The organism is Microbacterium sp. EG9 (genome assembly GCF_059759475.1).
Map to the genome: position 1 here is coordinate 2,206,625 of NZ_CM186217.1, position 21,822 is coordinate 2,228,446.

Sequence of the window (21,822 nt, forward strand, 5' to 3'; positions counted from 1 at the left end):
GTATCCCCCCAGACCGGCGATCGCCCTCATCGATGCGCTGGCCGACTTCGGGCGCCGGCTCGCGTACTGACGACGCTACGTGGTTCGACTCGTACGAGACAGCGATCGGCGCGAATCTTGCGGCATCCTCAACATTCACGCGCATACGACCCGGGAACGCCGTCCGAGGCGCTCTCGGCCTGCGGAAATCTTGCGCAGATCTTGAGGTCGCCGATCTTGACGCGACGCCGACGCGAAGGTAAAAGCGTCATCACCCGCCGGGCGTGACGGAGAGCCCGAGCACGGGATACAGCACCGCGAACCCCTCCACGAGTCCCAGCTTCAACGCGTCGCCGGTGTGACCGGCGCCGGGGATGTCGTAGCGCGTCACGGTCATCCCGGCCTTCTGCGCGGCGGCCGCGACGGCGTCGGCATGGGCGCGATAGGTCGGATCGTCCGCTCCCGCGGTGAACACCGCGGTCATGCCGGCATACGTCCCCGCCGGCGCGGCGGCCAGGACGTTGACCGGCTTGGACGCCTCGAACGCGGCCGCGTCGCCGCCGAAGATCGTCTTCGTGATGTTCGCCACCTGCTCGGAGCCCGGGAACGGCTCCCCCGAGACGTCCAGGATGTTCTTCCAGAGTCCGGGGTAGTCGGCGCCGAACGACAGCGCACAGCCGCCACCGTTGGAGTACCCCGCGATCGTCCAGTAGGCGGGGTCCTGGATGATGTTCAGGTTCGCCTTGGCCCACGCCACCACGTCCTGCGTGACGTAGGTGCGGGCGCGGCCGTAGGCGCTCGAATCGGCGCACGCGGTGTCGTTGACCGCCGAGCCCACCTGGTCCGCGACGATCACGATCGGCGCCAGGCCGTGGTTGCGCGCCGCGAAGTCGTCCAGCACGTCGCTGATCGCCGTCGGGTCGGGGTTGCCGGGGTGGCCCATCATCATGATCACCAACGGCAGCGCCGGCGCATTCGGGACGAGGGCGGCGGGCGGGAGGTAGATGCCCGCCGGACGCGCGTCGAACCCGGATGCCGTGGCGGGGATGTTCTGGGTTCCGCGCGTGCCTTTCTGCGGCATCCCCGCGGGCGGGACGAACGACTGCGCGAGCGGGACGGTGGGTGCCGCCCCCTTCGTGGCGTCGGCGTGCGGAAGGTCGATGCTGTTGTCGACCGCGATGCCGAACAGGGTGCCGAGCGTCGGGTTGAGCCCGAAGGAGGCGTTGACCCCGATCGTCGCGGAGACGAGGAAGCTGAGGACGGCCACCGCCGACACGATCCGCCGCCACGGACGGGCACCGACCATCGCCCCGATCGCCCATCCGGATGCCGCGAGCGCACCGGCCGCCCACTGGAGCACGAACGCGGGGAGCGGGTCGGCGCCGAACATCTGCGAGCGGTCCACGAGGTGCACCGCGAGCACCGCGAGGCCGGCCCCGGCGACCGCGCCGATCACCGCCCACAGGAGGGCGCGTCGATCCCACCGGCGCACGAGGACGACGGCGAGGAACACGGCGGCCACGGCGTGGACCACGATCGGAACGGCACCACCGATGATCGGCAACTGCCAGATCTGCATGCTCCGACTCTAGGGGCGCAGACCTGAGGTCGCGCTGAGCGGATGCGGAGCTTCCGCGGGACCGGAAGAAAGCGCCGGATTTCGGGGGTGGCGGTGGGGGGCGTCACCGTGAATAATGTGAGGTATGACCACAGGTCGCCCGGTTGGGTACAGCGCCATTTCCAGCTATTCACGTGTCGAGATCCTGCACCTCGTGCAGGAGCAGCCGCGTCGCACGATCACCGAGATCGTCGATGCGACGGGGCTGCATCCGAACACCGTGCGCGAGCATCTGCAGCGCCTGATCGACGAGGGATACGTCGTCTCGGCAGCGGAGCACCGCACGACCCGCGGGCGTCCGCGCGTGCTCTACAGCGCGGCCGACGGCGTGCGCGCCTCGAGCCCGATCCAGCGGCGCAAGGTGCGCGCCGCCGCCGAACGCGGCGACCTCATGCGGCGGGTGCTCCCCGGCGCGGCGCCCGAGCTCGACACCGACGCGCTGCACCAGGTCGACGCCCTGGTCGAGGACCTCATCGACGCCGGCTTCGACCCGCTCGTCGACGAGCGGGAGCTGACGGTCGACCTGACCCCGTGCGCGCACGCCTCGTCTCAGGCGGAGCACCGCGAGATGCTCTGCCAGGTGCACCTGGGCCTCATGCAGAGCGTGCTCGCCGCCGCCGGCGGACCGCTCGCGGTCGACGAGATGCGCCCCTCCTGCGACCCGCGCGAGTGCGTCGTCCAGCTGATGTTCGCCCCGGCCACGGCCTGATCAGAACCCTTTTCTTTTTCACGGCCCAGCGCCTCCAAGGCTGGGAAAACCCTGTGTAGCTTCAGTCTCGAAGAAGACTCCCGCCCTCGGAAGGATGACGATGGACTTCCTGGATCCGCTGCTGCTCGCACGATGGCAGTTCGGTCTCACGACCCTGTACCACTTCATCTTCGTGCCGCTCACGCTCGGCATGTCGCTGTTCGTCGCCATCTTCCAGACGGTCTGGCACCGCACGGGAGACGTGAAGTGGCTGCACCTCACGCGCTTCTTCGGGAAGATCTTCCTGATCAACTTCGCGATGGGCATCGTCACCGGCATCGTGCAGGAGTTCCAGTTCGGCATGAACTGGTCGAGCTACTCCCGCTTCGTCGGTGACGTCTTCGGCGCCCCGCTCGCCTTCGAGGGCCTCATGGCCTTCTTCTTCGAGGCCACGTTCATCGGTCTGTGGATCTTCGGGTGGAACAAGCTGCCCCGCCGCATCCACCTGCTCACCATCTGGATGACGGTCGTCGGCACCTGGCTGTCGGCCTACTTCATCCTCGCGGCCAACGCGTTCATGCAGAACCCCAAGGGCTACCAGATGTCGGCCGCGGGCCACCGCGCCGAGATGGCCGACTTCTGGCAGGTGCTGACCAACCCGGTCGCCCTGACGCAGTTCCCCCACACGATCTCGTCGGCCATCATGTTCTCCGCCGGCGTCGTGATCGCGGCATCCGCGTGGCACCTCGCCCGCAAGCAGAACGTCGAGATGCTGCGCCCGGCGCTGAAGTTCGGACTGTGGGCGATGATCGCCGGCTTCGTGGCCGTGTTCCTCTCGGGCGACCAGCTGGGCCTGGTGATGGTGCAGACCCAGCCCATGAAGATGGCGGCCGCGGAGGCGATGTTCAACACCGCGTGCGGTGCGGACGCCTCGTTCTCGATCTTCTCGATCGGCACGCCCGACGGCACCGGCGAGGTGTGGTCGCTGCGCGTCCCCTACGTGCTCGCCTTCCTCTCGACCCACGACTTCAACGGCTGCGTCGAGGGCATCAACGACCTCAACCAGCTCTACACGACGCAGCTGTTCCCGCAGTTCGCGGATCAGGTCGACGGCAACTTCGCCCCCGTCCTGTGGGTCACCTACTGGGCCTTCCGCTGGATGATGGGCTTCGGCCTGCTCGCCACGGCGATCGCCGTCGCCGGTCTGTGGGTGACGCGCAAGAAGGCGAAGCGCCCCGTCGCCGGCTGGATGTGGAAGCTGGCCATCTGGCAGGCTCCGCTGGCCCTGCTCGGCATCCTCGTCGGCTGGATCTTCACCGAGATGGGACGCCAGCCCTGGATCGTCTTCGGCCTCATGCTCACCGAGGACGGCGTCTCGCCCAACGTGCCCGGCTGGACCGTGCTGATCTCGCTCATCGCCTTCACCGCGATCTACGCGATCCTCGCGGTGGTCGAGTTCGGCCTCATCTTCAAGACGGTCAAGGAGGGCCCGCAGCCGCTGCCCGAGCCCGGTGACCCCGATCCGTCCGACGTCCCGGTCGATCAGACCCCGTCCACGGTCTACTAGGAGCTGACATGGACCTCGCCTATCTCTGGTTCTTCATCGTCGGAGTGCTGTTCGTCGGCTACTTCGTGCTCGACGGCTTCGACTTCGGTGTCGGCATGTCGCTGCCCTTCCTCGGCAAGGACGAGGTGTCGCGCCGCCAGGTGATCAACACGATCGGCCCCGTGTGGGACCTCAACGAGACCTGGGTCATCGTCGCCGGCGCCTGTCTGTTCGCGGCGTTCCCGGAGTGGTACGCGACGCTGTTCAGCGGGTTCTACCTGCCGCTGCTGCTGATCCTGCTGGCGCTCATCGCGCGCGGCGTCTCGTTCGAGTACCGCCACCAGCGCGACGACCTGCGGTGGAAGCGCCGCTTCGACGCGATGATCGTGGTCGGCTCGGCCGTGCCCGCCCTGCTGTGGGGCGTCGCGGTCGCGAACATCGTGCAGGGTGTGCCGATCGACGCCGACAAGAACTTCACCGGTTCGCTGTTCACGCTCCTCAACCCGTATGGGCTGTGGGTGGGCGTGACGACGCTGCTGCTGTTCTTCCTGCACGGCGTGTACTTCGTCGGCCTGAAGACCGACGGGCAGGTGCACCACGACGCGCAGGCGCTCGGCAAGAAGCTCGCGATCCCCACCGTGATCTTCGCCGCGGGCACGGTCGTCTGGACGATCTTCATCGCCGCGGGCCGCGAGGCGCCGCTGCTGTGGGCCGTCATCGCGTGCGGCGTCATCGCCGCGGTCGCGCTGCTGCTGTCGGTGTGGCTCAACATCGCCGACCGCGACGGCAAGGCCTTCGCCGCCGGCGCCGTGACGATCGTCTTCGCGGTGCTCACGCTGTGGCTGGCCCTGTTCCCGTACGTGATGCCGTCGACGACCGACGACGCGTTCAGCCTGACGATCTCCAACGCCTCCAGCACGACCATGACGCTGCAGATCATGTCGTGGGCCGCGCTGATCTTCCTGCCGCTGGTGCTCGCCTACCAGGCGTGGACCTACTGGGTGTTCCGCAAGCGCATCACCCGCTCGACGATCGAGAAGGCCGAGCTGGCCGAAGCGCACTGACACTCACCGCCGAGCCGCCACGTTCTGTTCGAGCCGACATGCTTCGGCCGGCCGGAACGTGGCGGCTCGGCCGTGTGATGGCGGCTCGCGGGGGATGAAGGATGAGGCAGGATCGAAGGATGGCAGACACACGCGTGCGACCCGTCGACCCGCGCCTGCTGCGGTACGCGTCGGCATCCCGCGCGTTCTTCGTCGCGATCGCCCTGATCGGAGCGGCGCAGACGGCCGTCGTCGTCGCGTTCGCCTGGCTGCTCACCCACGCGATCACCCGCGCGATCGAGGGGATGCCGTGGGCCGAGCTCACCGCGACGCTCCTGGCCCTCGGCGGCGTCGTGGCGGTGCGGGCACTGCTGCTGTGGGCGCGCGAGGTGCTGTCCGCGCGGGCCGCCGCGCGCGTGCAGGCCCAGCTGCGGGCGCAGCTGGTGGATGCCGTCGGCATCCTCGGCCCGGGCTGGCTCGCGGGACGCAACACGGCCCGCCTGGCCGTGACCGCGGGACGGGGGCTGGAGGCGCTCGACGCCTACTTCGGGCGCTACCTGCCGCAGCTCGTCCTCACGGCCATCGCGACGCCCGTCCTGCTGGCCGTCATGTGGTGGCAGGACTGGATCTCGGGGCTGACCGTCCTGCTGACCCTCCCCCTCATCCCCCTGTTCATGGTGCTCATCGGGCTCGCGACGCGCACCGTCCAGCAGCGGCAGTGGCGCACGCTCGGGCGGCTCGCCGCACGCTTCGCCGACACCGTCCAGGGGCTGTCGACCCTCACGGTGTTCGGCCGCCAGCACCGCGCGGCCGGCTCGATCGAGAAGGTCACCGACACCTACCGCACCGAGACGATGCGCGTGCTGCGCGTGTCGTTCCTGTCCGGCTTCGCGCTCGAGCTTTTGGCCTCGATCTCGGTGGCGATCGTCGCCGTGTCCATCGGCTTCCGCCTCATCGACGGGACGATCACGCTCGCCGTCGGCCTGTTCGTGCTGCTGCTCGCCCCCGAGGCCTACCTGCCGCTGCGCCAGGTCGGCGTGCAGTTCCACGCCGCCGCCGAGGGCGTGGCCGCGACGGAGGACGTGTTCGCGGTGCTCGACGAGGCCCGCGCGTCGGCGGCATCCGGCGGAGAGGCCGCGCGCGCCGCGGCGCCCGCGCTCCCTCCCGGGCCGCGGGGGCACCTCGTGGTCCGCGAGCTCCGCGTGCGCCGCGGGGAATCGACGCTGGCACCGGTCGACTTCGACGCCGCGCCGGGAACGGTCACGCTTCTGGAAGGGCCGAGCGGCGCGGGAAAGTCGAGCGTGTTCGCGGCGCTGCTCGGCGCCGCCAGGTTCGACGGCACGGCCGAGCTCGACGGGATGCCGGTGAGCGCGCTGCCGTCGGCGACCTGGCTCGCGTGGGCGGGGCAGCGTCCCGGACTCGTCGCCGGCACGATCGCCGCGAACGTCGCGCTCGGTGACGAGGATGCCGATGCGGCCGCCCGACACGACCTCGTCGTCCGCGCCCTGCGGATCGCGCAGGCGCACGAGCTCGACCCGGACCTCGATCTCGGAGTCCAGGGCGCGGGTCTGTCCGGAGGACAGGCCCAGCGGGTCGCCGTCGCACGCGCCGCGTACCGGCACCTGCGCGGCCACGCGTCGGTGCTGGCCCTCGACGAGCCCAGTTCGGCCCTGGATGCCGCGACGGAGGCCGCCCTCTGGCGCGGCATCCGCGAGCTCGCCGACGCCGGCGCGACGGTGCTGCTCATCTCCCACCGCCGCAGTGCACGCGAGATCGCCGACCGCGTGGTCGCCGTCACCGGCGCCGAGGTCACCCGCGCCGCCGTCCCCGCCGTTCCCGCCGTCTCCGCCGAGGAGGTGACGAGGTGACCACGACGACCGACGTGCTCCGGCGCGCGATGCCGTCGCTGCGACGGTTCTGGCCGGGCGCGGCCGCCGGCTTCCTGTCCGAGGCTTCCGCGGTCGCACTCCTCGCCTGCAGCGCGTGGCTGATCGTCCGCGCCAGCGAGCAGCCCCCCGTGATGTACCTGTCGGCCGCCGTCGTCGGCGTGCGGGCGTTCGCCCTCAGCCGCGCGGCCTTCCGCTACACCGAACGGCTCGCGAGCCACGATGCGGCCCTGCGCCAGCTCGCGGTCACGCGCACCGATCTCGTGCGACGGCTGATCCCGCTGGCCCCGGACGGCCTCACCCGCACCCGCCGCGGGTCGGTGCTGGGCGCTCTCGTCGACGACGTCGACGAGCTGCAGAACCTGCCGCTGCGGGTGGTGCTGCCACTCGTGTCGTCGGCGGCCGTCGCCCTCGGCGCCGTCGTGCTCGTCGCGGTCGTCTGGTGGCCGGCTGCGCTCACCCTCCTGGCCTGCCTGGTCGTCGCGGCGCTCGTCGCGGTCGGCTGGGGATGGCTCGCCGGCTCGCGGGCCGAGCGGTCGATCGCCCCGCTGCGGGCCCGGCTCGCCGACGCCGTCCTCGACCATCTCGCGAGCCTCGACGTGCTGACCGCGTACGGCGCGGCCGGGCGCAGCGCGGCACGGATCGCCGCCGCCGACGCGGAGCTGCGCCGCGCGGTCACCCGCCGCGCCGGCGCGCAGGCGGGCTCGACGGCTCTCGTGTCGGTGCTGGCCGGTGCCGCGTCGCTGCTCGCCGTGCTCGCGACGGTGGGCGCCGTCGGAGACGGCACGATCACCGGTCCCGCCTTCGCGGTCGTCGTGCTCGTGCCGATGGCCGTGTTCGAGGTCTTCACCGCCGTTCCCGCCGCGGCATCCGCCTGGCGTCAGGTGCGCGCGGCGGCCGCACGCATCGCCGAGGCGGTGCCCGACACGGTGCCGGCCGGCATCCCGATCGCCACCGTCCCGGCGGTCGGCACGGGCCCCGATCTGGGCGACGGCATCGTGCTCCACGGCGTGTCGGCGCGCTGGCCGTCGGCGCAGGAGGACGCGCTGCACGACCTCGACCTGTCGATCGCCCCGGGCGAGCGCGTGCTCGTGGTGGGCTCCAGCGGCGCGGGCAAGACGACCGTGGCGCACGTGCTGGTCCGCTTCCTCGACACCGTGCGCGGGCGCTACACGATCGGCGGCGTCGACGTCGCCGATCTCGATCCCGACGACGTACGGGAGACGGTCGGACTGTGCGAACAGCAGCCGATGCTCTTCGACGAGGACATCCGGCAGAATCTTCTCTTCGCCCACGACACCGCGACGGATGCCGAGCTGGAGGCCGTGCTGGAGCGGGTCGGTCTGGGCGACTGGCTGCACGAGCGCGGCGGACTGGACGCGCGCGTCGGGGAGCGCGGCGCGCTCGTGTCGGGAGGGCAGGCCCAGCGCATCGCCCTGGCGCGGGCGCTGCTGCACGGCTTCCCCGTGCTGGTGCTCGACGAGCCCACCGCCGGTGTCGACGTCGACGCCTCGGATGCGCTGCTCACCGACCTGCTGTCGGCCGTCGGTCCCGATCGAGCCGTCGTCCTGATCTCGCACGTCGAGGTGCCGGCCGGACTCGTCGACCGCACGGTGCGCCTCGCCGGAGGTCGCATCGAGGCCTGACCCGGGCGCGCCGGATGCGGCTCAGCCGCCGATCGCGTTCATCCCGCGATGCGGCTGCAGGAACGACGGATCGTCGATCGCGTGGCCGGGGAGCTTGCCCGCGACGCAGTCGTGCAGCACGGCGTCGATCGCGGCGTCGTCGGAGCCGGCCGCGCGCAGCACGGGCAGCAGGTCGTACTCGTCGTTCGAGAACAGGCAGTTGCGCAGCTGCCCGTCGGCGGTCAGCCGCAGCCGGTCGCACGCGCCGCAGAAGGGGGCCGTCACCGAGGCGATGACGCCGACCGTCGCGGGACCGCCGTCGAGGAGGAAGCGCTCCGCGGGCGCTCCGCCCCGCCCGGGGATCGGATCGAGGGTCCACCGGGCGGCGAGAGCGGCGAGGATCTCGTCGCGGGTGACCATCTGCGAGCGGTCCCACGTGTGCCCGGCATCCAAGGGCATCTGCTCGATGAAGCGCATCTCGGCGCCGTGGTCGAGCGCGAAGGCGACCAGGTCGGCGAGCTCGTCCTCGTTCACGCCGCGCATGGCGACGGCGTTGAGCTTGAGCGGTCGCAGACCCGACGCCGCGGCGGCGGCGATCCCCGCGCGCACCTCGTCCAGCCGGTCCCGCCGGGTGAGCTCGCGGAACCGCTCGCGGTCGAGCGTGTCGATCGAGATGTTGAGCCGCTGCAGTCCCGCCGCGACGAGGTCGGGCAGCACCTCCCCCAGCCGGATGCCGTTGGTCGTCAGGGCGATCTCGACGGGGCCGCTCGGACCCTCGATCGCCGCAAGGCGCCGCACGACGTCGACGATGTCGGCGCGCAGGAGCGGCTCGCCACCGGTGAGGCGGAACGTCGTGATCCCGGATGCCGCGGCCACCGCGGCCACGCGGACGATCTCGTCGGTGGAGAGGATGCTGGTGCGCGCGAGCCACTCGTTGCCCTGCTCGGGCATGCAGTAGGTGCAGCGGAGCGAGCAGCGGTCGGTGAGTGAGATGCGCAGGTCACGGTGCACCCGGCCGAAGCGGTCGACGAGCGGGGCGCCGGGCGCTGCCGGCGACGTCGACCGGGGCGCGGAAACGGCGCCGTCCTGTCGCGCGGCGTGCGTCGTTGCGCGCAGCGTGAGCGGGACGGCGACCATGCTCCGAGGCTACCCGCCCGATGGACGGCGCGGGCCGAGGGGAATGTTCTCTTGCGCTCTTCGAAGCTTTGTTCTATTATGGAGGGAAGAAACCCCGCGCGTGCCCACCTTCTGTTGCGGGTCCTGTCCTCCGGTCGTGGCCGGGTCAGGGGTGATGATGCACGCGCTGACGAGTACCCGTGAGGGTGATACGACCTGGCCCGGGTTGGATGCCGTGGTGACCGGTGTCGTGGATGCGCGGCGTCGTGCGGCTGCCGCGCAGGCCGCGGAGGCGAGGTTCCTGGCCGATGCCGTGGGACTGGTCGCGGAACGTGCCGCGGTACTCAGGCAGGAGGCGCAGCAGCGGGGTGGGTCGGTGCGGTCGTCGGATGCGGATCTGCCGTTGCGGGAAGTCGCTCTCGAGCTCGCGATGGCATTGCGGGTGTCGGATCGGGGTGTGCAACGGCGGATGTCGGAGGCCTACCTGCTGACGACCCTGTTCCCGCGGACGCTTGAGGTGTGGGCGTGCGGGGAGATCGATGCCGCTCATGCGTGGGCGATCAGCCGCACCGGCACGATGTTGACGACCGAGGAGGACCGGTCACGGTACGAAACCCTCGCTCTGCAGGCGGCCCGGTCGGAGTCGCCTGCGCGGATGAGCGCGGCGGCGAAGGCGATCGCGGCGACTATTGACCCTGCCGCGTTCACTGAGGCTGCGCAGCGAGCGTATGACGAACGCTCCGTCCGCTTGTTCCCCCTCGACGACGGGATGGCCCGGTTGATCGCGGATCTTCCCGCGCCGCTCGCCCACGCGATCCACGACACCCTGACCGCCCGGGGTCGGGCGATCCTCGATCAGACCGACGAGGACAGCGACGGTGCCGCGGATGCCGCCGACGCGGATGCCTTCGGCGGTGTCGACACCGATGTGAACACGTGCGTCGCGCGGGGCACGAGCGACACCCGGTGTGACGAGACGCTCATCACCGGCCCCACCCCCGCCACCGGCCCCGCTCGCGCCACCGACGTGACCTGCACGACCACGCCCACGGTCACGACCGCCGTGAAGGACTCCCGCACGCTCGCGCAGGTGCGCGCGGACATCCTCACCGACCTGCTCCTGACCGCTACTCCCTCCACCCGCGCCACTGGCGCCGGAGTGGAAGCGGTGACGGCGCAGATCCAGGTGACGGTCCCTGCCCTCACCCTCGCCGGTGACCCCGACGGAGGCCCGCCCCTGCTCGCCGGGTACGGGCCCATCGACCCCGCGATCGCCCGACGGTTGGCCGCCCTGGCCCCCGGGTGGGATCGGGTGTTCATCGACTCGGCCACCGGCGTCCCCGTCGCCGTCGACCGGTACCGGCCGTCCGCCGAGATCCGCCGTTACCTCGCTGCGAGGGATGAACGCTGCCGCACCCCCGGCTGCACCCGCCCCGCCCACCGGTGCGACCACGACCACACCACCGCAGCCGCAGACGGCGGCCCCACAGCACCCGACAACCTCGCCCACCTGTGCCGCCGCCACCACACCGTCAAACACCACACCGCCTGGCAGGTCCGACACCTCGGCCACGGAACCCTCCAATGGACCTCACCGGCCGGACGACACTACGAAGACCACCCACCCAGCCTCGTCCGATTCGTCCCGCACACCGACGACCCACCACCGTTCTGAGCACCACGCACGGGAAGCGTCAGCGGGGATGAGTACCGACGACACATCCTCCGACACCACCCGATCGGACAGACGGGAGTCTGCGGACGGCTGAGCCGTGAGAGTGGATCGACGACGGCCGCTTTGCCACGCGCCTGAACAGCGTTGTCAGGGCGCGAGATCGCAGTTCCGCTGAGTAACCTCCCAGCCCCCTTCTACGTAGTCGAGAGAGTCGCGCACGAGCCCGAACGACAGAAGAGTGCTGAGGACTTCGGGGTAAACCCCCTCGAGCCCCTGCTTCCAGTGCTCCGTTCGAGCAATCCCGCTGTTGTCCGCGTTCGGAAGATCCATCCGGTAGGTCTCCCAGTAGACCGGCAACTCATACTGCACCCGGCCCTGCGCGTCGGCCACGAATGTCTCACTGGGGCGCGAATCGACGTACACCGTCGGAGAAATCCCGACGGCAGGCACCCGCACGCCATTGCACGTCACCGCGACTGCGTACGCCTCGACCGACCGCGGCGCTGCAACGAGATCTATGGCGGCCAGCGGAACTGCCAACCCGCCGAGCGCACCGAGGACAACCGAAGCCGCCGCGGCGATCCAATCGAGGCGCGCATTCTTGGGCAGGCGCCTCATGACGAGTCGCTCCAGCGTCCTCGAACTCGCAAGGCCGAACGTCGCCCAGCTCACTAAGAGCATCAGCTTCATGCCGACCTCTGCGGGAATCGCCGACTTCGCGAACAGCAACAGCACCAATGGAACGACGAAGGTCGTTGCCAACCACCAGCCCCACAGCGGCCAGAGACTGACCCGGTCTTGCATCGAACGCATGAACTCTGCGGTCGCCGCGGCGACGAGGACGCCGAAAGCCAACACAGCCCAATGCCACTGCGCGACGATCACCGCCACCACGACGAACACCAGTCCAGCCCCGACCGCTGCGCCGAGCCGGATCGTGACAGGGGGTGCGCTCCGCTCGAGCAGCCGACGACGCACCCGCCGCGAGTCATATGGCATCATCGGCGCGCCCCTCCCTCGTGGGATCAGCGTGCCGTATCAGGAGACGATCACGCAAAAGCCACAAACACCGTGGGAGAGAACCCCGGCGCGCACACGTCGGCGCCTCCGCGTACCGGAACGCGTTCGAGCTGCTGAGATCACCGGGCAGCGACCCGCACGTCGGTCGCGCCGATCGACAGACGCACCTCGTCACCCTCGGCGACGTCGGCGGCGGCGAACTCGGCGATCGCGAGCTCGCAGACGACGGCGGGCTCGCGGGTGTGCAGGCGGACACCCGCGGCGGTCGCCTCGATCCGCACCACCCTGGCGTTCCAGCGGATGCCGGGTGCCGAGGCGCCCACGGCCGCCACCTCAGCCGAATCCCTCTCCCCTGCCCCCCGCGCGGACCGCACCCGGACCGCGCCGGTCGGGATCAGCGCCACGGCGTCGCCGTCGGAGAGGCCGGGCGCGGGAAGGCGCACCGCACCGGCCGTCCACACCCCCGCCTGCACCCGACCCGGCACGCGGTTGACCCCGCCGAGCGCCGCGACGAAGTCGGTCGCGGGCGTCGTGAGCACCTCGCGGGCGGGTCCCTGCTGCGACACCCGGCCGTCCTCGATCACGACGAGGCGGTCGGCGAGGGTGACGGCATCCACGACGTCATGCGTCACGAACAGCGTCGTCGTGCCGGAAGCGCGCAGATGCGCGGCGAGCACACGGCGGATATCGGCGACCGTCACCGGGTCGAGCGCGGTGAAGGGCTCGTCGAGCAGGAGCAGCCGCGGCGCGGTCGCGAGGGCGCGGGCGAGGGCCACCCGCTGCTGCTGGCCGCCGGAGAGCTCCGCGGGCCGGCGGTGGCCGACACCCGGCAGCCCGACGTTCTCGAGCCAGCGCTGCGCCTGCGCACGGCGCGCGACCCGGGCAGCCGCCCTCCCGGCATCGTCGGAGACGCGCAGCCCGAACGCGACGTTGTCGCGCGCGGACAGATGCGGGAACAGGCGCGGATCCTGGCCGAGCAGCACGACACCCCGCCGCTGCGGCGCCACCTGCACCGCGGGCGACGAGACGACCTCACCTCCGACACGCACCTCCCCGGCGCTCGCGCGCATCAGTCCCGACACGACATCCAGCAGGGTCGACTTGCCCGCGCCGCTCGGTCCCATGACGGCGACGATCTCCCCCACGGCCGCGGAAATCGCGACATCCAGCACGAACGCGTCGCGGCGCACGACGACGTGCGCGTCGAGCGCGGCCACGGTCACCGCCCCGCCCCCGGCATCGGCCGCCAGGCTCGGACGAGAAGCAGCACGCCCACCGCCGTCACCAGTAGCAGCAACGACAGGGCGACGGCGGTGCCCTGCGAGACACCCGCCCCGTTGAAGGCGGTGTAGATCGCGAGCGGCATCGTCTGCGTCACGCCCGGCGCGTTGCCCGCGAACAGCGCCGTGGCCCCGAACTCTCCGATGGCCCGCGCGAAGCACAGCACGACCCCGGCGAGCAGGCCGGGCGCGGCCAGGGGCAGCGTGATCCGCCAGAGGATCCGCCACCGTCCCGCCCCCAGCGCCGCCGCGGCATGCTCGTAGCCCACGCCGGTCGCGCGCAGGGCTCCCTCGAGCGCCAGCACGAGGAACGGGAGTGCGACGAACGTCTGCGCGATCACGACCGCGGTCGTCGTGAACGGGATGCGCAGCCCCGCCCCCGCGAGCAGCTGTCCCAGCCAGCCGTTGCGGCCGAGGAGGAACAGCAGCGCGACGCCGCCGACCATCGGCGGGAGCACGAGCGGAACCGTCACGACCGCGCGCAGCACTCCCGCCAGCCGCGGCCCCGACCGGGCGATCACGAGCGCGAGCGGCACGCCCAGCACGACGCACGCCGCCGTCGCCACGGCACCCGTTCCGAGCGAGAGGCCGAGCGCCGACACGGCGGCAGGCGAGGTGACGTCCGCCCACAGTGTGGACGGATCGACGCGACCGACGAGCGCGGTCAGCGGAAGCACGAGGAAGGCGACCCCGACAACGGCCGGCACGAGCAGCGCCTGCGGCACGAACCCGCGCGATGCGCGCTGCCCGGCGATCATCGCGGCTGCCCGGCGATCATCACGGCTGCCCGAAGCCGAGCCCGGCGAGCACCGCGCGGCCGTCGTCGGACAGCACGAAGGCGACGAACGCCTCGGCCGCCGCCGGGTTCGCGGCGCCGGCGAGGGCGACGATCGGATACGTGTTGACGACGGCGTCGGCCCCCGCGGTCGTCACGGTCTGGACGTCGGTCGTGGTCTTCGCGTCGGTGACGTAGACGAGGCCGGCATCCGCCTCGCCGCTGGCGACCTTGGTCAGCACCGCCGTCACGTTCTGCTCGTAGCTGTCGACGGACGCGGTGACGCCCGCGTCGGCCAGCAGAGTGGCGGATGCGGCGCCGCACGGCACCTCGGCGGCGCACAGCACGACCGACAGGTCGGGCGTCGCGAGATCGGCCAGCCCCGTCACGCCGCCCGGGTTGCCCTTCGGCACGACCAGCGTCAGCACGTTCGTCGCGAACGGCTGCGGCGCCGCCGCGAGCCCGGCGTCGACGACCTTCTGCATGTTCTTCTGATCGGCCGAGGCGAAGACGTCGGCCGCCGCCCCCTCGACGAGCTGGGTGGCGAGAGTGGACGAACCGTCGTAGCTGATCGGCCGGATGCTCACGCCGGGATGGGCGGCTTCGAACGCCTCGGCGAGCTGGGTGAACGCGGCCTTCAGCGACGCCGCCGCGAAGACCGTGAGCTCGCCCGACAGCGCGTCGGCCGACGCGGATGCCGGGGCGGTCGCCGCCGGCGCGGCATCCGTGGCCGCGCCGGCGGCGCCGCATCCGGCCAGCGCGAGGGCCGCCGCGGCGAGGAGGGCGAGGGCGGGACCGCGTCGCGTGCGCATCAGTGCTCCTGGGGGGTTTCGACGATGACGTTCGTGGCTTTGACGATCGCGACGGCGAGCGCACCGGCTTCGAGGCCCAGGTCGCGCACGGCCTCGGCCGACATGAGCGACACGACGCGGTGCGGCCCGGACTGGATGTCGACCTGCGCCATGACCCCGTCCATCTGCACCCGGGTGACCAGGCCCACGAAGCGGTTGCGCGCGCTCGAGAGCGCGTCGCCGGGATCCGCGGCGGCGCGGGCGGTCTCCACGGCCCGCGCGGCGAGCGCGTCGCCCGGCACGCGCGCGGGCGACTCGCCCGTCGTCGGCAGGACGCCGTGGTCGATCCAGCGACGCACGGTGTCGTCGCTCACGCCCAGCAGACGGGCGGCTTCGGTGATGCGATACGAGCGCATACGGCGACGATATCGCTCATCTGCGGAGAAAGTGACACGTACTCCCCGCATCCGCGGAAATCGCCGGGTCCGTGACACCCGTACCGGCCCCGCCGTCGATGCCGCGGTTTACGCTGACACCGTGCCCCTCGCTCCCCTCGTCGACCCTGTCCCCGCGCTGACCACGGCCGAGCGCGCGCGCACGCAGCGCCACCTCGTCCTCACCGGCATCGGCGATCTCGGTCAGCGCCGCCTCGCCGCCGCGCGCATCGCCGTCGTCGGCGCGGGCGGACTCGGCTCCCCCGTGATCATGGCCCTCGCGGCAGCCGGGGTCGGCGGTCTCACCGTGATCGACGACGACGACGTGGATCAGACCAACCTGCAGCGACAGCTCCTGCACCGCCACGCCGACATCGGCGCCCCCAAGACCGACTCGGCCGTGCGGGTGGCCGCGGACCTCTCGCCCGAGACCGTCGTCACGGCGGTGCGGGAGCGCCTGACCGCCGACAACGCCGAGCGCCTGCTCGCCGACGTCGACCTCGTCGTGGACGGCAGCGACACGTTCGCCACGCGCACCGCGGTCGCGGCGGCCTGCGAGGCCCGCGGCATCCCGCTCGTCTGGGGCGTGGTGCAGGAGTTCCACGCCCAGGTGACCGTCTTCTGGAGCGCACCGCCCGCGGGGACGGAGGCCGTCCGCCTGTCGGACCTGCACCCCGCCGACGCCGCGGGCGAGCCGCCCACTTGCGCCGAGGTGGGCGTGCTGGGCGCGCTGTGCCTGCAGGTCGGCGGCATCCTCGCGACCGAGGCGATCAAGCTCGTCGTGGGCGTCGGCGAGCCGCTGCTGGGTCGCGTGCTCGTCATCGACGCCCTTCGCGCCACCCAGACCGAGGTCGCCCTGCACGCGGCGGCGGAGCGCACCTCCGCGCCCGTGCCGCCGGCGCCCGCGACGGACGGGATCCGTGAGCTGACGGCATCCGAGATGCTCTCCGCACAGGATGCCGGGGCCACCCTCCTCGACGTGCGGGAGCCGTGGGAGACCCAGGGCGGCATCGTGGCGGGGTCGGTCCTGATCCCCCTCGGCGACCTGCTCGATGACCCGGACCGGGTCGAGGACGATCGTGTCGTGGTCATCTGCGCCCACGGCGTGCGCGCCCGCCACGCCGCCGAGGTCCTCCGCGCCCGCGGGGTCGAGGCCGACATCCTCGTCGGCGGTCTCGCCGCCTGGCAGCAGGCATGAGCGCCGCCGACACGACGCCGCCGGCGCTGCGGACCGTCGAGGAGCAGCTCGGCGATGTGCTCGCCGCGGTGCGGCCGCTCGCGGCGGCCACCGTGGCGCTGGAGGAGGCGGCGGGCCGCACGCTGCGCGCGCCGCTGCGGGCGGCCCTCGACATCCCCGTCTTCGACAACTCGGCGATGGACGGCTTCGCGGTGCGTTTCGCCGACGTCGCCGCCGCGACCGGCGACGCCCCCGCCGTGCTCCGCGTCGTCGCCGATCTGCCGGCCGGCACCAGCGACGACCCCCGTCTGGGTGCGGGCGAGGCCGCGCGCATCATGACCGGCTCCCCCGTGCCGGCGGATGCCGACGCCATCGTCCCCTTCGAGGACACCGCCGGCGGCCTGGCGGACTCGCTGCACACCGCCCGGGTGCTGCGCGCACCCGCCCGTCCGGGCGTCTTCGTCCGCCGTGCCGGCGACGACGTGCACGCCGGCGACATCCTCCTCGAGGAGGGCACCGTCCTCGGGCCGTTGCAGATCGCCGCCGCGACCGCGGCCGGGGTGACGGAGGCGTTCGTGTCGGCGCGCCCCCGCGTCGCGATCGTGTCCACCGGCAGCGAGCTGACCCCCGCCGGGACGCCCCTGCGCCGCGGCCAGATCCCCGAGTCCAACGGCGTCCTGCTCGCGGGCCTCGCCGCCGCGGCCGGTGCGGATGTCGTCGCGCGCCTCAGCGTCGACGACGAGGGCGCCGCGCTGCGCGACGCGGTGTCGGCGGCGCGTGCGGCATCCGTCGACGCCGTCGTCTTCTCGGGCGGCGTCAGTGCCGGCGCGTTCGAGGTCGTGCGCGCCGAGCTGTCCGGCGCGATGACGTTCAGCCGCATCGCCATGCAGCCCGGCAAGCCCCAGGGCTTCGGCACGCTGCCGACACCGGCCGGTGCGGCCCTGCTGTTCGGGTTGCCGGGTAACCCCGTCAGCGCGGCGGTGTCGTTCGAGGTCTTCGTCCGGCCGGCGCTGCTGGCGCTGCAGGGTCGCCGCGCGATCCACCGGCCGATCCTGCAGCTGCCCGCCGGAACGCCCTGGCGCACGCCGGAGGGACGCCGGCAGTACCTGCCCGCGGTCGTCGACACCGACCGTGACGGCTCGTGGACCGTCCGCCCGGCGACGGCGGGCGGCTCCGGGTCGCATCTCGCCGGCGGACTCGGCCGTGCCCGCGCCCTCGCGGTCGTTCCGGCCGAGGTCGTCGAGGTGCGCACCGGCGACCCGGTCGCCGTCATGCTGCTGGAAGGATGGGACGCATGAGCTTCACCCATCTGGATGCCGCCGGTCACGCACGAATGGTCGATGTGACCGAGAAGCAGCCGACGGTGCGTGCCGCGACCGCCCGCGGATTCGTCCGCTGCGCCGCGCCGGTCGTCGCCGCCCTCCGCGACGGCTCCGTCCCCAAGGGCGACGTGCTGGCCGTCGCGCGCATCGCCGGCATCCAGGCGGCCAAGCGCACGCCCGAGCTGCTGCCGCTCGCCCACGTCATCGGCGTGCACGGCGCCGTCGTCGATGCGATCGTCACGGACGAGGGCGTCGAGGTCACCGCGACCGTGCGGACGGCCGACCGCACCGGCGTCGAGATGGAGGCGCTGACGGCCGTCGCCGTCGCCGCCCTCGCGATCGTCGACATGGTCAAGGGCATGGACAAGGCGACCGCCATCGAGAACGTGCGTCTGATCGCGAAGACCGGCGGCAAGTCGGGCGACTGGACGCGGGAGGCCTGATGGCGAGGGTGCGTTACTTCGCCGCCGCCGCCGAGTTCGCGGGGCGCGACGAGGAGGTCCGCGGCGAGCACGACCTCGAGGCCCTGCGCGCCGCGTGGGCGGCGGAGTACCCCGGCCTCGGGCGCATCCTGCCGCGCTGCGCCGTGCTCGTCGACGGGCGGCGCACCGACGGCGACGCCGCGCTCGGCGACGACACCCTGATCGACGTGCTCCCGCCCTTCGCCGGAGGCTGAGCGCGGGTCGCGGAACCCCGGCGCACCGCCGCGTTCAGCCGCCGAGCCCCTTCCACGCCGCCGACCCGTCGTCGGCCAGCTGACGCTTCCACACCGGCAGCTCGCGCTTGATCGCCTCGATGATCTCCCGGCACACCTCGAACGCCTCCGCGCGGTGCGGTGTGGCCACGGCGATCGCGACCGCGATGTCGCCGACCTCGAGCCGTCCGATGCGGTGGCTCACCGCCACGATCGCGCGGCGGTCGCCGACCGCGGTGACCGCGATGTCGTGCAGCGTCGCCTCGGCGTCGGGATGGGCCGAGTATTCGAGCGCGACGACCGCCCCGTGCGCGTCGGGGTCGTGGTCGCGCACCGTGCCGATGAAGCTGGCCACGGCGCCGGCGGCGGCATCCTCGACCGCGGCGATGTGGACGGCGAGATCGAGCGGTTCGTCGGTGATGCGGGCGATGCGCACGGCCATCAGTGGTCGCCTCCGTCGAGCTGGTGGCGGACGTGGTCCGCGATGGAGAGGATCACCGGCATCCCGGATGCCACGGCGGCGGGAGAGCCGGGCAGATTGACGATGAGGGCGGTGCCGGCGACGCCGGCGAGCCCGCGCGACAGCATCCCCGCGGGCTTCTCGGCGACCGACCGGCGGCGCAGCTCCTCGGCGATGCCGGGGAGCTCCCGATCGATCACGCGAGCCGTGCCCTCGGGGGTGCGGTCGCGCCGCGCCACGCCGGTGCCGCCGGTCGTGACGACGAGGCGGGCGCCGGCGGCGATCGCCTCCCGCAGCGCGGCCTCGACGCTGTCGGCGCCGTCGGCCACCACGCGCGCGTCGGCGCACGCGAAGCCCGCCTCGCGCAGCACGCGCACGGCGACCGGGCCGCTCACGTCGTCGCGCGCCCCCGCCGCGCTCCGGTCGGACACGGTGATCACAGCGGCAGGCATCGACACGCCGCCAGCCTACGCCCCGCCCTCCCGCGGCGCGCGGGCGGACGAGCCGATGTCACAGCACGAGGCCGAACGCGGCGACGTCGGTCGGGCCGTCCAGACGCGAGAAGCAGATGCGCTCGTAGAACGCGATCGCGCCGGCGTTGCCGCCCGCGGCGACGAGGTGCAGGCCCGCGACGCCGCGGGCGCGCAGCGCGTCGACGAGCGCGGCGATGAGCCGCCGTCCCCATCCCTGACCCTGCAGCTCGGGCAGGAGGTCGATGTGCAGGTGCGCCGGATGGGTCGCGGCGTACGGTTCCGCGCCGGGGCGCCGGCTGTCGGCATACGCCAGGACGGCATCCTGCCGGGTGCCCTCCCCCTCCTCGCCACCCGCGGCGCGCCGCGGCCAGCGCGCGCCGACCCGCGGCCACCAGTCGGAGCGGAACCATTCCTCGAAGGCGTCCGTGTCATCGGTGCCGACGACGTAGCCGGCCACGCGGCCGTCGTCGGTCTCCACGACGAAGGCGAGGTCGGGATGGCGAGCCGCGTACGGCAGCACGAAGACGGCGCCCCAGATGTCGTCGTCGTCCAGGATGCCGGTGCCGTCCGCACCGGCATCCGCGGTCCGCAGGCAGACCTCGGCGAGCGCGGCCTCGTCGCCGGCGCGGAACGGTCGCAGGTGCGGCATCCCGCGATTCTATGCCGCCGGCTGCGCGGCCTCGGCGGCCGCGGTGATCCGGTTGGCCATCCCGCGGAAGATGAACCCGTGGAACGGCAGCACGGCCAGCCAGTACAGCCGCCCCGACAGCCCCGACGGGAAGAAGACCGCGCGCTGACGGTACACCGCGCCGCCGTCCGCGCCCGGCTCGCAGCCGAGGTCGAGCCAGGCCAGCCCGGGCACCTTCATCTCGGCACGCAGGCGCAGCAGCCGCCCGGGCTCCACCTTCTCGACCCGCCAGAAGTCGATCACGTCGCCGACCGCGACGCGCGTACGGTTGCGGCGACCCCGGACGAGGCCGACGCCCCCGACGAGGCGGTCCATCCACCCCCGCAGCGCCCACAGCAGGGGCGCCGAGTACCAGCCGTTCTCCCCGCCGATGCCCTCGATGACGTCCCAGAGCCGCTCCGGCGCCGCGGTGGTGGCCGCCGTGCGCACGTCGGTGTAGACCGTGCGCCCCGCCCACTCCGGGTCGGACGGCAGCGGATCCGACGGGACCCCGCTGACCTCGGCATCCTGCCAGCTCGTCTCGACGCTGTCGGCCGCGACGCGACCGAGGGCGAGTGCGACGGCGCGGCGGTACGGGGTGAGGCCGCCCTCCGGCGGCGGGATGATCGCGTCGATGTCGTGATCGTCCATGACGCACTCGTTCTGCAGCGAGGCGATGAGCGGGCGCGCGATCGAGCGCGGCACGGGTGTGACGACGTTGACCCAGTGCGAGGCGAGACCCGGGGTGAGCACCGGCAGCGGGGCGATCGGGCGTTGCGGGAGCCCGGCTTCGACCGCGTAGCCGTTCATCATCTGCCCGTAGCGCAGCACGTCGGGACCGCCGATGTCGACCGCGCGGTTGACCTCGGGGGCGACCCGCGCCGCGCCCAGGAGGTAGTACATGACGTCGCGCACCGCGATCGGCTGGATGAAGTTGCGCACCCACTTCGGCGCGGGCATGTAGGGCAGCACCTCGGTGAGGTGGCGGATCATCTCGAACGATGCGGACCCCGAGCCGATGACGACCCCGGCCTGCAGCACGAGCGTCGGCACTCCGCTGCGCAGGAACACGTCGCCCACCTCGACCCGCGAGCGCAGGTGCGGGCTCAGGGGCACCCCGTCGGGGTGCAGGCCGCCCAGGTAGACGATCCGGCCCACGGATGCCACGGCCGCCGCGGTGGCGACGGCCCGGGCGGCGGCGAGGTCGGCCTCCTCGAACCCCGCGCCCGCCGACATCGAGTGGATGAGGTAGAAGAGCACGTCGACGTCGTCGCAGGCCCGGGCGAGCGCGGGGCGATCGACCGCCGCACCGGCTACGACCTCGACCTCGTCCCCCCAGTCGAACGCCGCGAGGCGGGCGGGATCGCGCGCGAGGACCCGCACGCGGTACCCGGCCGCGATCAGCCGCGGCACGAGCCGGCCGCCGATGTAGCCGGTGGCGCCGAGCACGAGGGCGCGCGGTGCGCTGCCGTCGGCGCGCGGCACGGCCCGCAGGGCTTCTTCGCGGCCGGTGGGCGTGGACAGTTCGCTCATGCCCGCCACGCTAGCCCGCC

Annotated in this window: 21 protein-coding genes; 10 read left to right on the forward strand and 11 right to left on the reverse strand. The window is 72.6% G+C overall.

Translation table 11 applies throughout. The features are described from left to right. Positions 1-250: 250 nt before the first annotated feature. Entirely contained in the window at positions 251-1,558 is a 1,308-nt protein-coding gene (locus AC6CQV_RS10410) for an alpha/beta hydrolase (RefSeq protein WP_498259422.1), read from the reverse strand. A 124-nt stretch (positions 1,559-1,682) separates the two neighbouring features. Here AC6CQV_RS10410 and AC6CQV_RS10415 point away from each other — a divergent pair, with 124 nt between their 5' ends. The 5 genes from AC6CQV_RS10415 (at position 1,683) to cydC (ending at position 8,406) form a co-directional block, all read left to right on the forward strand. Further along, the gene (locus tag AC6CQV_RS10415; protein ID WP_101305774.1) at positions 1,683-2,306 is read left to right on the forward strand and encodes a helix-turn-helix transcriptional regulator; all 624 of its coding nucleotides are present in this window, start codon (positions 1,683-1,685) and stop codon (positions 2,304-2,306) included. Positions 2,307-2,406: 100 nt separating this feature from the next. Further along, positions 2,407-3,852, forward strand: coding sequence for a cytochrome ubiquinol oxidase subunit I (locus AC6CQV_RS10420; RefSeq protein WP_060959970.1), 1,446 nt, complete (start codon positions 2,407-2,409; stop codon positions 3,850-3,852). 8 nt (positions 3,853-3,860) lie between these two features. Beyond that, entirely contained in the window at positions 3,861-4,895 is a 1,035-nt protein-coding gene (cydB, locus tag AC6CQV_RS10425) for a cytochrome d ubiquinol oxidase subunit II (protein ID WP_060959969.1), read from the forward strand. A 119-nt stretch (positions 4,896-5,014) separates the two neighbouring features. Further along, positions 5,015-6,742, forward strand: a complete 1,728-nt coding sequence (gene cydD / locus AC6CQV_RS10430; RefSeq protein ID WP_498259423.1) for a thiol reductant ABC exporter subunit CydD — start codon at positions 5,015-5,017, stop codon at positions 6,740-6,742. Next, positions 6,739-8,406: a thiol reductant ABC exporter subunit CydC gene (gene cydC / locus AC6CQV_RS10435; RefSeq protein ID WP_498259424.1), complete on the forward strand. Its 1,668-nt coding sequence runs from the start codon at positions 6,739-6,741 to the stop codon at positions 8,404-8,406. The genes cydD and cydC overlap by 4 nt, the downstream gene beginning before the upstream one ends. 21 nt (positions 8,407-8,427) lie before the next feature. Here the strand turns inward: cydC and moaA are convergent, their stop codons facing one another. Then, on the reverse strand, positions 8,428-9,522 hold the full coding sequence (gene moaA / locus AC6CQV_RS10440) for a GTP 3',8-cyclase MoaA (protein WP_060959966.1): 1,095 nt from the start codon (positions 9,520-9,522) through the stop codon (positions 8,428-8,430). Between the two features lie 157 nt (positions 9,523-9,679). Between moaA and AC6CQV_RS10445 the strand changes: the two genes are divergently transcribed. Beyond that, complete coding sequence (locus AC6CQV_RS10445; RefSeq protein ID WP_498259425.1) at positions 9,680-11,176, forward strand: HNH endonuclease signature motif containing protein; 1,497 nt, start codon at positions 9,680-9,682, stop codon at positions 11,174-11,176. Positions 11,177-11,323: 147 nt separating this feature from the next. Here AC6CQV_RS10445 and AC6CQV_RS10450 read toward each other — a convergent pair whose 3' ends face one another. The 5 genes from AC6CQV_RS10450 to AC6CQV_RS10470 all read right to left on the reverse strand — a co-directional run bounded on the left by AC6CQV_RS10450 (position 11,324) and on the right by AC6CQV_RS10470 (position 15,458). Beyond that, positions 11,324-12,079 (reverse strand): hypothetical protein, encoded by a 756-nt coding sequence (locus AC6CQV_RS10450; protein ID WP_498259426.1) that lies wholly within the window; start codon positions 12,077-12,079, stop codon positions 11,324-11,326. Positions 12,080-12,315: 236 nt separating this feature from the next. Next, positions 12,316-13,413, reverse strand: coding sequence for a sulfate/molybdate ABC transporter ATP-binding protein (locus AC6CQV_RS10455; protein ID WP_498259427.1), 1,098 nt, complete (start codon positions 13,411-13,413; stop codon positions 12,316-12,318). A 2-nt stretch (positions 13,414-13,415) separates the two neighbouring features. Then, entirely contained in the window at positions 13,416-14,234 is an 819-nt protein-coding gene (locus AC6CQV_RS10460; RefSeq protein WP_498259428.1) for an ABC transporter permease, read from the reverse strand. Positions 14,235-14,253: 19 nt separating this feature from the next. After that, positions 14,254-15,063: a molybdate ABC transporter substrate-binding protein gene (gene modA / locus AC6CQV_RS10465; protein ID WP_498259429.1), complete on the reverse strand. Its 810-nt coding sequence runs from the start codon at positions 15,061-15,063 to the stop codon at positions 14,254-14,256. Further along, positions 15,063-15,458: a TOBE domain-containing protein gene (locus AC6CQV_RS10470; protein WP_061782578.1), complete on the reverse strand. Its 396-nt coding sequence runs from the start codon at positions 15,456-15,458 to the stop codon at positions 15,063-15,065. The genes modA and AC6CQV_RS10470 overlap by 1 nt, the downstream gene beginning before the upstream one ends. Positions 15,459-15,579: 121 nt before the next feature. Here AC6CQV_RS10470 and AC6CQV_RS10475 point away from each other — a divergent pair, with 121 nt between their 5' ends. From AC6CQV_RS10475 to AC6CQV_RS10490, 4 genes are read left to right on the forward strand one after another with little or no spacing between them, the layout of a single operon-like run. After that, positions 15,580-16,674, forward strand: coding sequence for a ThiF family adenylyltransferase (locus tag AC6CQV_RS10475; protein WP_498259430.1), 1,095 nt, complete (start codon positions 15,580-15,582; stop codon positions 16,672-16,674). Beyond that, a complete protein-coding gene (locus AC6CQV_RS10480) occupies positions 16,671-17,951 on the forward strand; it encodes a molybdopterin molybdotransferase MoeA (RefSeq protein WP_498259431.1) in 1,281 nt (426 codons plus the stop codon). Before AC6CQV_RS10475 ends, AC6CQV_RS10480 begins: the two co-directional genes overlap by 4 nt. Then, complete coding sequence (moaC, locus tag AC6CQV_RS10485) at positions 17,948-18,418, forward strand: cyclic pyranopterin monophosphate synthase MoaC (protein WP_060959193.1); 471 nt, start codon at positions 17,948-17,950, stop codon at positions 18,416-18,418. Before AC6CQV_RS10480 ends, moaC begins: the two co-directional genes overlap by 4 nt. Next, a complete protein-coding gene (locus tag AC6CQV_RS10490) occupies positions 18,418-18,651 on the forward strand; it encodes a MoaD/ThiS family protein (RefSeq protein WP_101305768.1) in 234 nt (77 codons plus the stop codon). The genes moaC and AC6CQV_RS10490 overlap by 1 nt, the downstream gene beginning before the upstream one ends. A gap of 34 nt (positions 18,652-18,685) precedes the next feature. Here AC6CQV_RS10490 and AC6CQV_RS10495 read toward each other — a convergent pair whose 3' ends face one another. From AC6CQV_RS10495 to AC6CQV_RS10510, 4 genes are read right to left on the reverse strand one after another with little or no spacing between them, the layout of a single operon-like run. Then, positions 18,686-19,114, reverse strand: coding sequence for a molybdenum cofactor biosynthesis protein MoaE (locus AC6CQV_RS10495; protein ID WP_101305767.1), 429 nt, complete (start codon positions 19,112-19,114; stop codon positions 18,686-18,688). Further along, on the reverse strand, positions 19,111-19,581 hold the full coding sequence (locus AC6CQV_RS10500; protein WP_191008012.1) for a MogA/MoaB family molybdenum cofactor biosynthesis protein: 471 nt from the start codon (positions 19,579-19,581) through the stop codon (positions 19,111-19,113). Before AC6CQV_RS10500 ends, AC6CQV_RS10495 begins: the two co-directional genes overlap by 4 nt. A 58-nt stretch (positions 19,582-19,639) precedes the next feature. Then, entirely contained in the window at positions 19,640-20,251 is a 612-nt protein-coding gene (locus AC6CQV_RS10505; protein WP_498259432.1) for a GNAT family N-acetyltransferase, read from the reverse strand. 9 nt (positions 20,252-20,260) lie between these two features. Further along, positions 20,261-21,802 carry an SDR family oxidoreductase gene (locus AC6CQV_RS10510; protein ID WP_498259433.1) on the reverse strand — a complete coding sequence of 514 codons (1,542 nt, stop codon included), beginning with the start codon at positions 21,800-21,802 and terminating at the stop codon, positions 20,261-20,263. Positions 21,803-21,822 lie beyond the last annotated feature (20 nt).

Bases quoted from the DNA above. Each gene is read 5' to 3' on its own strand.
- AC6CQV_RS10410 (WP_498259422.1), bottom strand. From the start codon at position 1,558: ATGCAGATCTGGCAGTTGCCGATCATCGGTGGTGCCGTTCCGATCGTG.
- AC6CQV_RS10415 (WP_101305774.1), top strand. From the start codon at position 1,683: ATGACCACAGGTCGCCCGGTTGGGTACAGCGCCATTTCCAGCTATTCA.
- AC6CQV_RS10420 (WP_060959970.1), top strand. From the start codon at position 2,407: ATGGACTTCCTGGATCCGCTGCTGCTCGCACGATGGCAGTTCGGTCTC.
- cydB (WP_060959969.1), top strand. From the start codon at position 3,861: ATGGACCTCGCCTATCTCTGGTTCTTCATCGTCGGAGTGCTGTTCGTC.
- cydD (WP_498259423.1), top strand. From the start codon at position 5,015: ATGGCAGACACACGCGTGCGACCCGTCGACCCGCGCCTGCTGCGGTAC.
- moaA (WP_060959966.1), bottom strand. From the start codon at position 9,522: ATGGTCGCCGTCCCGCTCACGCTGCGCGCAACGACGCACGCCGCGCGA.
- AC6CQV_RS10445 (WP_498259425.1), top strand. From the start codon at position 9,680: ATGCACGCGCTGACGAGTACCCGTGAGGGTGATACGACCTGGCCCGGG.
- AC6CQV_RS10460 (WP_498259428.1), bottom strand. From the start codon at position 14,234: ATGATCGCCGGGCAGCGCGCATCGCGCGGGTTCGTGCCGCAGGCGCTG.
- modA (WP_498259429.1), bottom strand. From the start codon at position 15,063: ATGCGCACGCGACGCGGTCCCGCCCTCGCCCTCCTCGCCGCGGCGGCC.
- AC6CQV_RS10470 (WP_061782578.1), bottom strand. From the start codon at position 15,458: ATGCGCTCGTATCGCATCACCGAAGCCGCCCGTCTGCTGGGCGTGAGC.
- AC6CQV_RS10480 (WP_498259431.1), top strand. From the start codon at position 16,671: ATGAGCGCCGCCGACACGACGCCGCCGGCGCTGCGGACCGTCGAGGAG.
- moaC (WP_060959193.1), top strand. From the start codon at position 17,948: ATGAGCTTCACCCATCTGGATGCCGCCGGTCACGCACGAATGGTCGAT.
- AC6CQV_RS10490 (WP_101305768.1), top strand. From the start codon at position 18,418: ATGGCGAGGGTGCGTTACTTCGCCGCCGCCGCCGAGTTCGCGGGGCGC.
- AC6CQV_RS10500 (WP_191008012.1), bottom strand. From the start codon at position 19,581: ATGCCTGCCGCTGTGATCACCGTGTCCGACCGGAGCGCGGCGGGGGCG.
- AC6CQV_RS10505 (WP_498259432.1), bottom strand. From the start codon at position 20,251: ATGCCGCACCTGCGACCGTTCCGCGCCGGCGACGAGGCCGCGCTCGCC.
- AC6CQV_RS10510 (WP_498259433.1), bottom strand. From the start codon at position 21,802: ATGAGCGAACTGTCCACGCCCACCGGCCGCGAAGAAGCCCTGCGGGCC.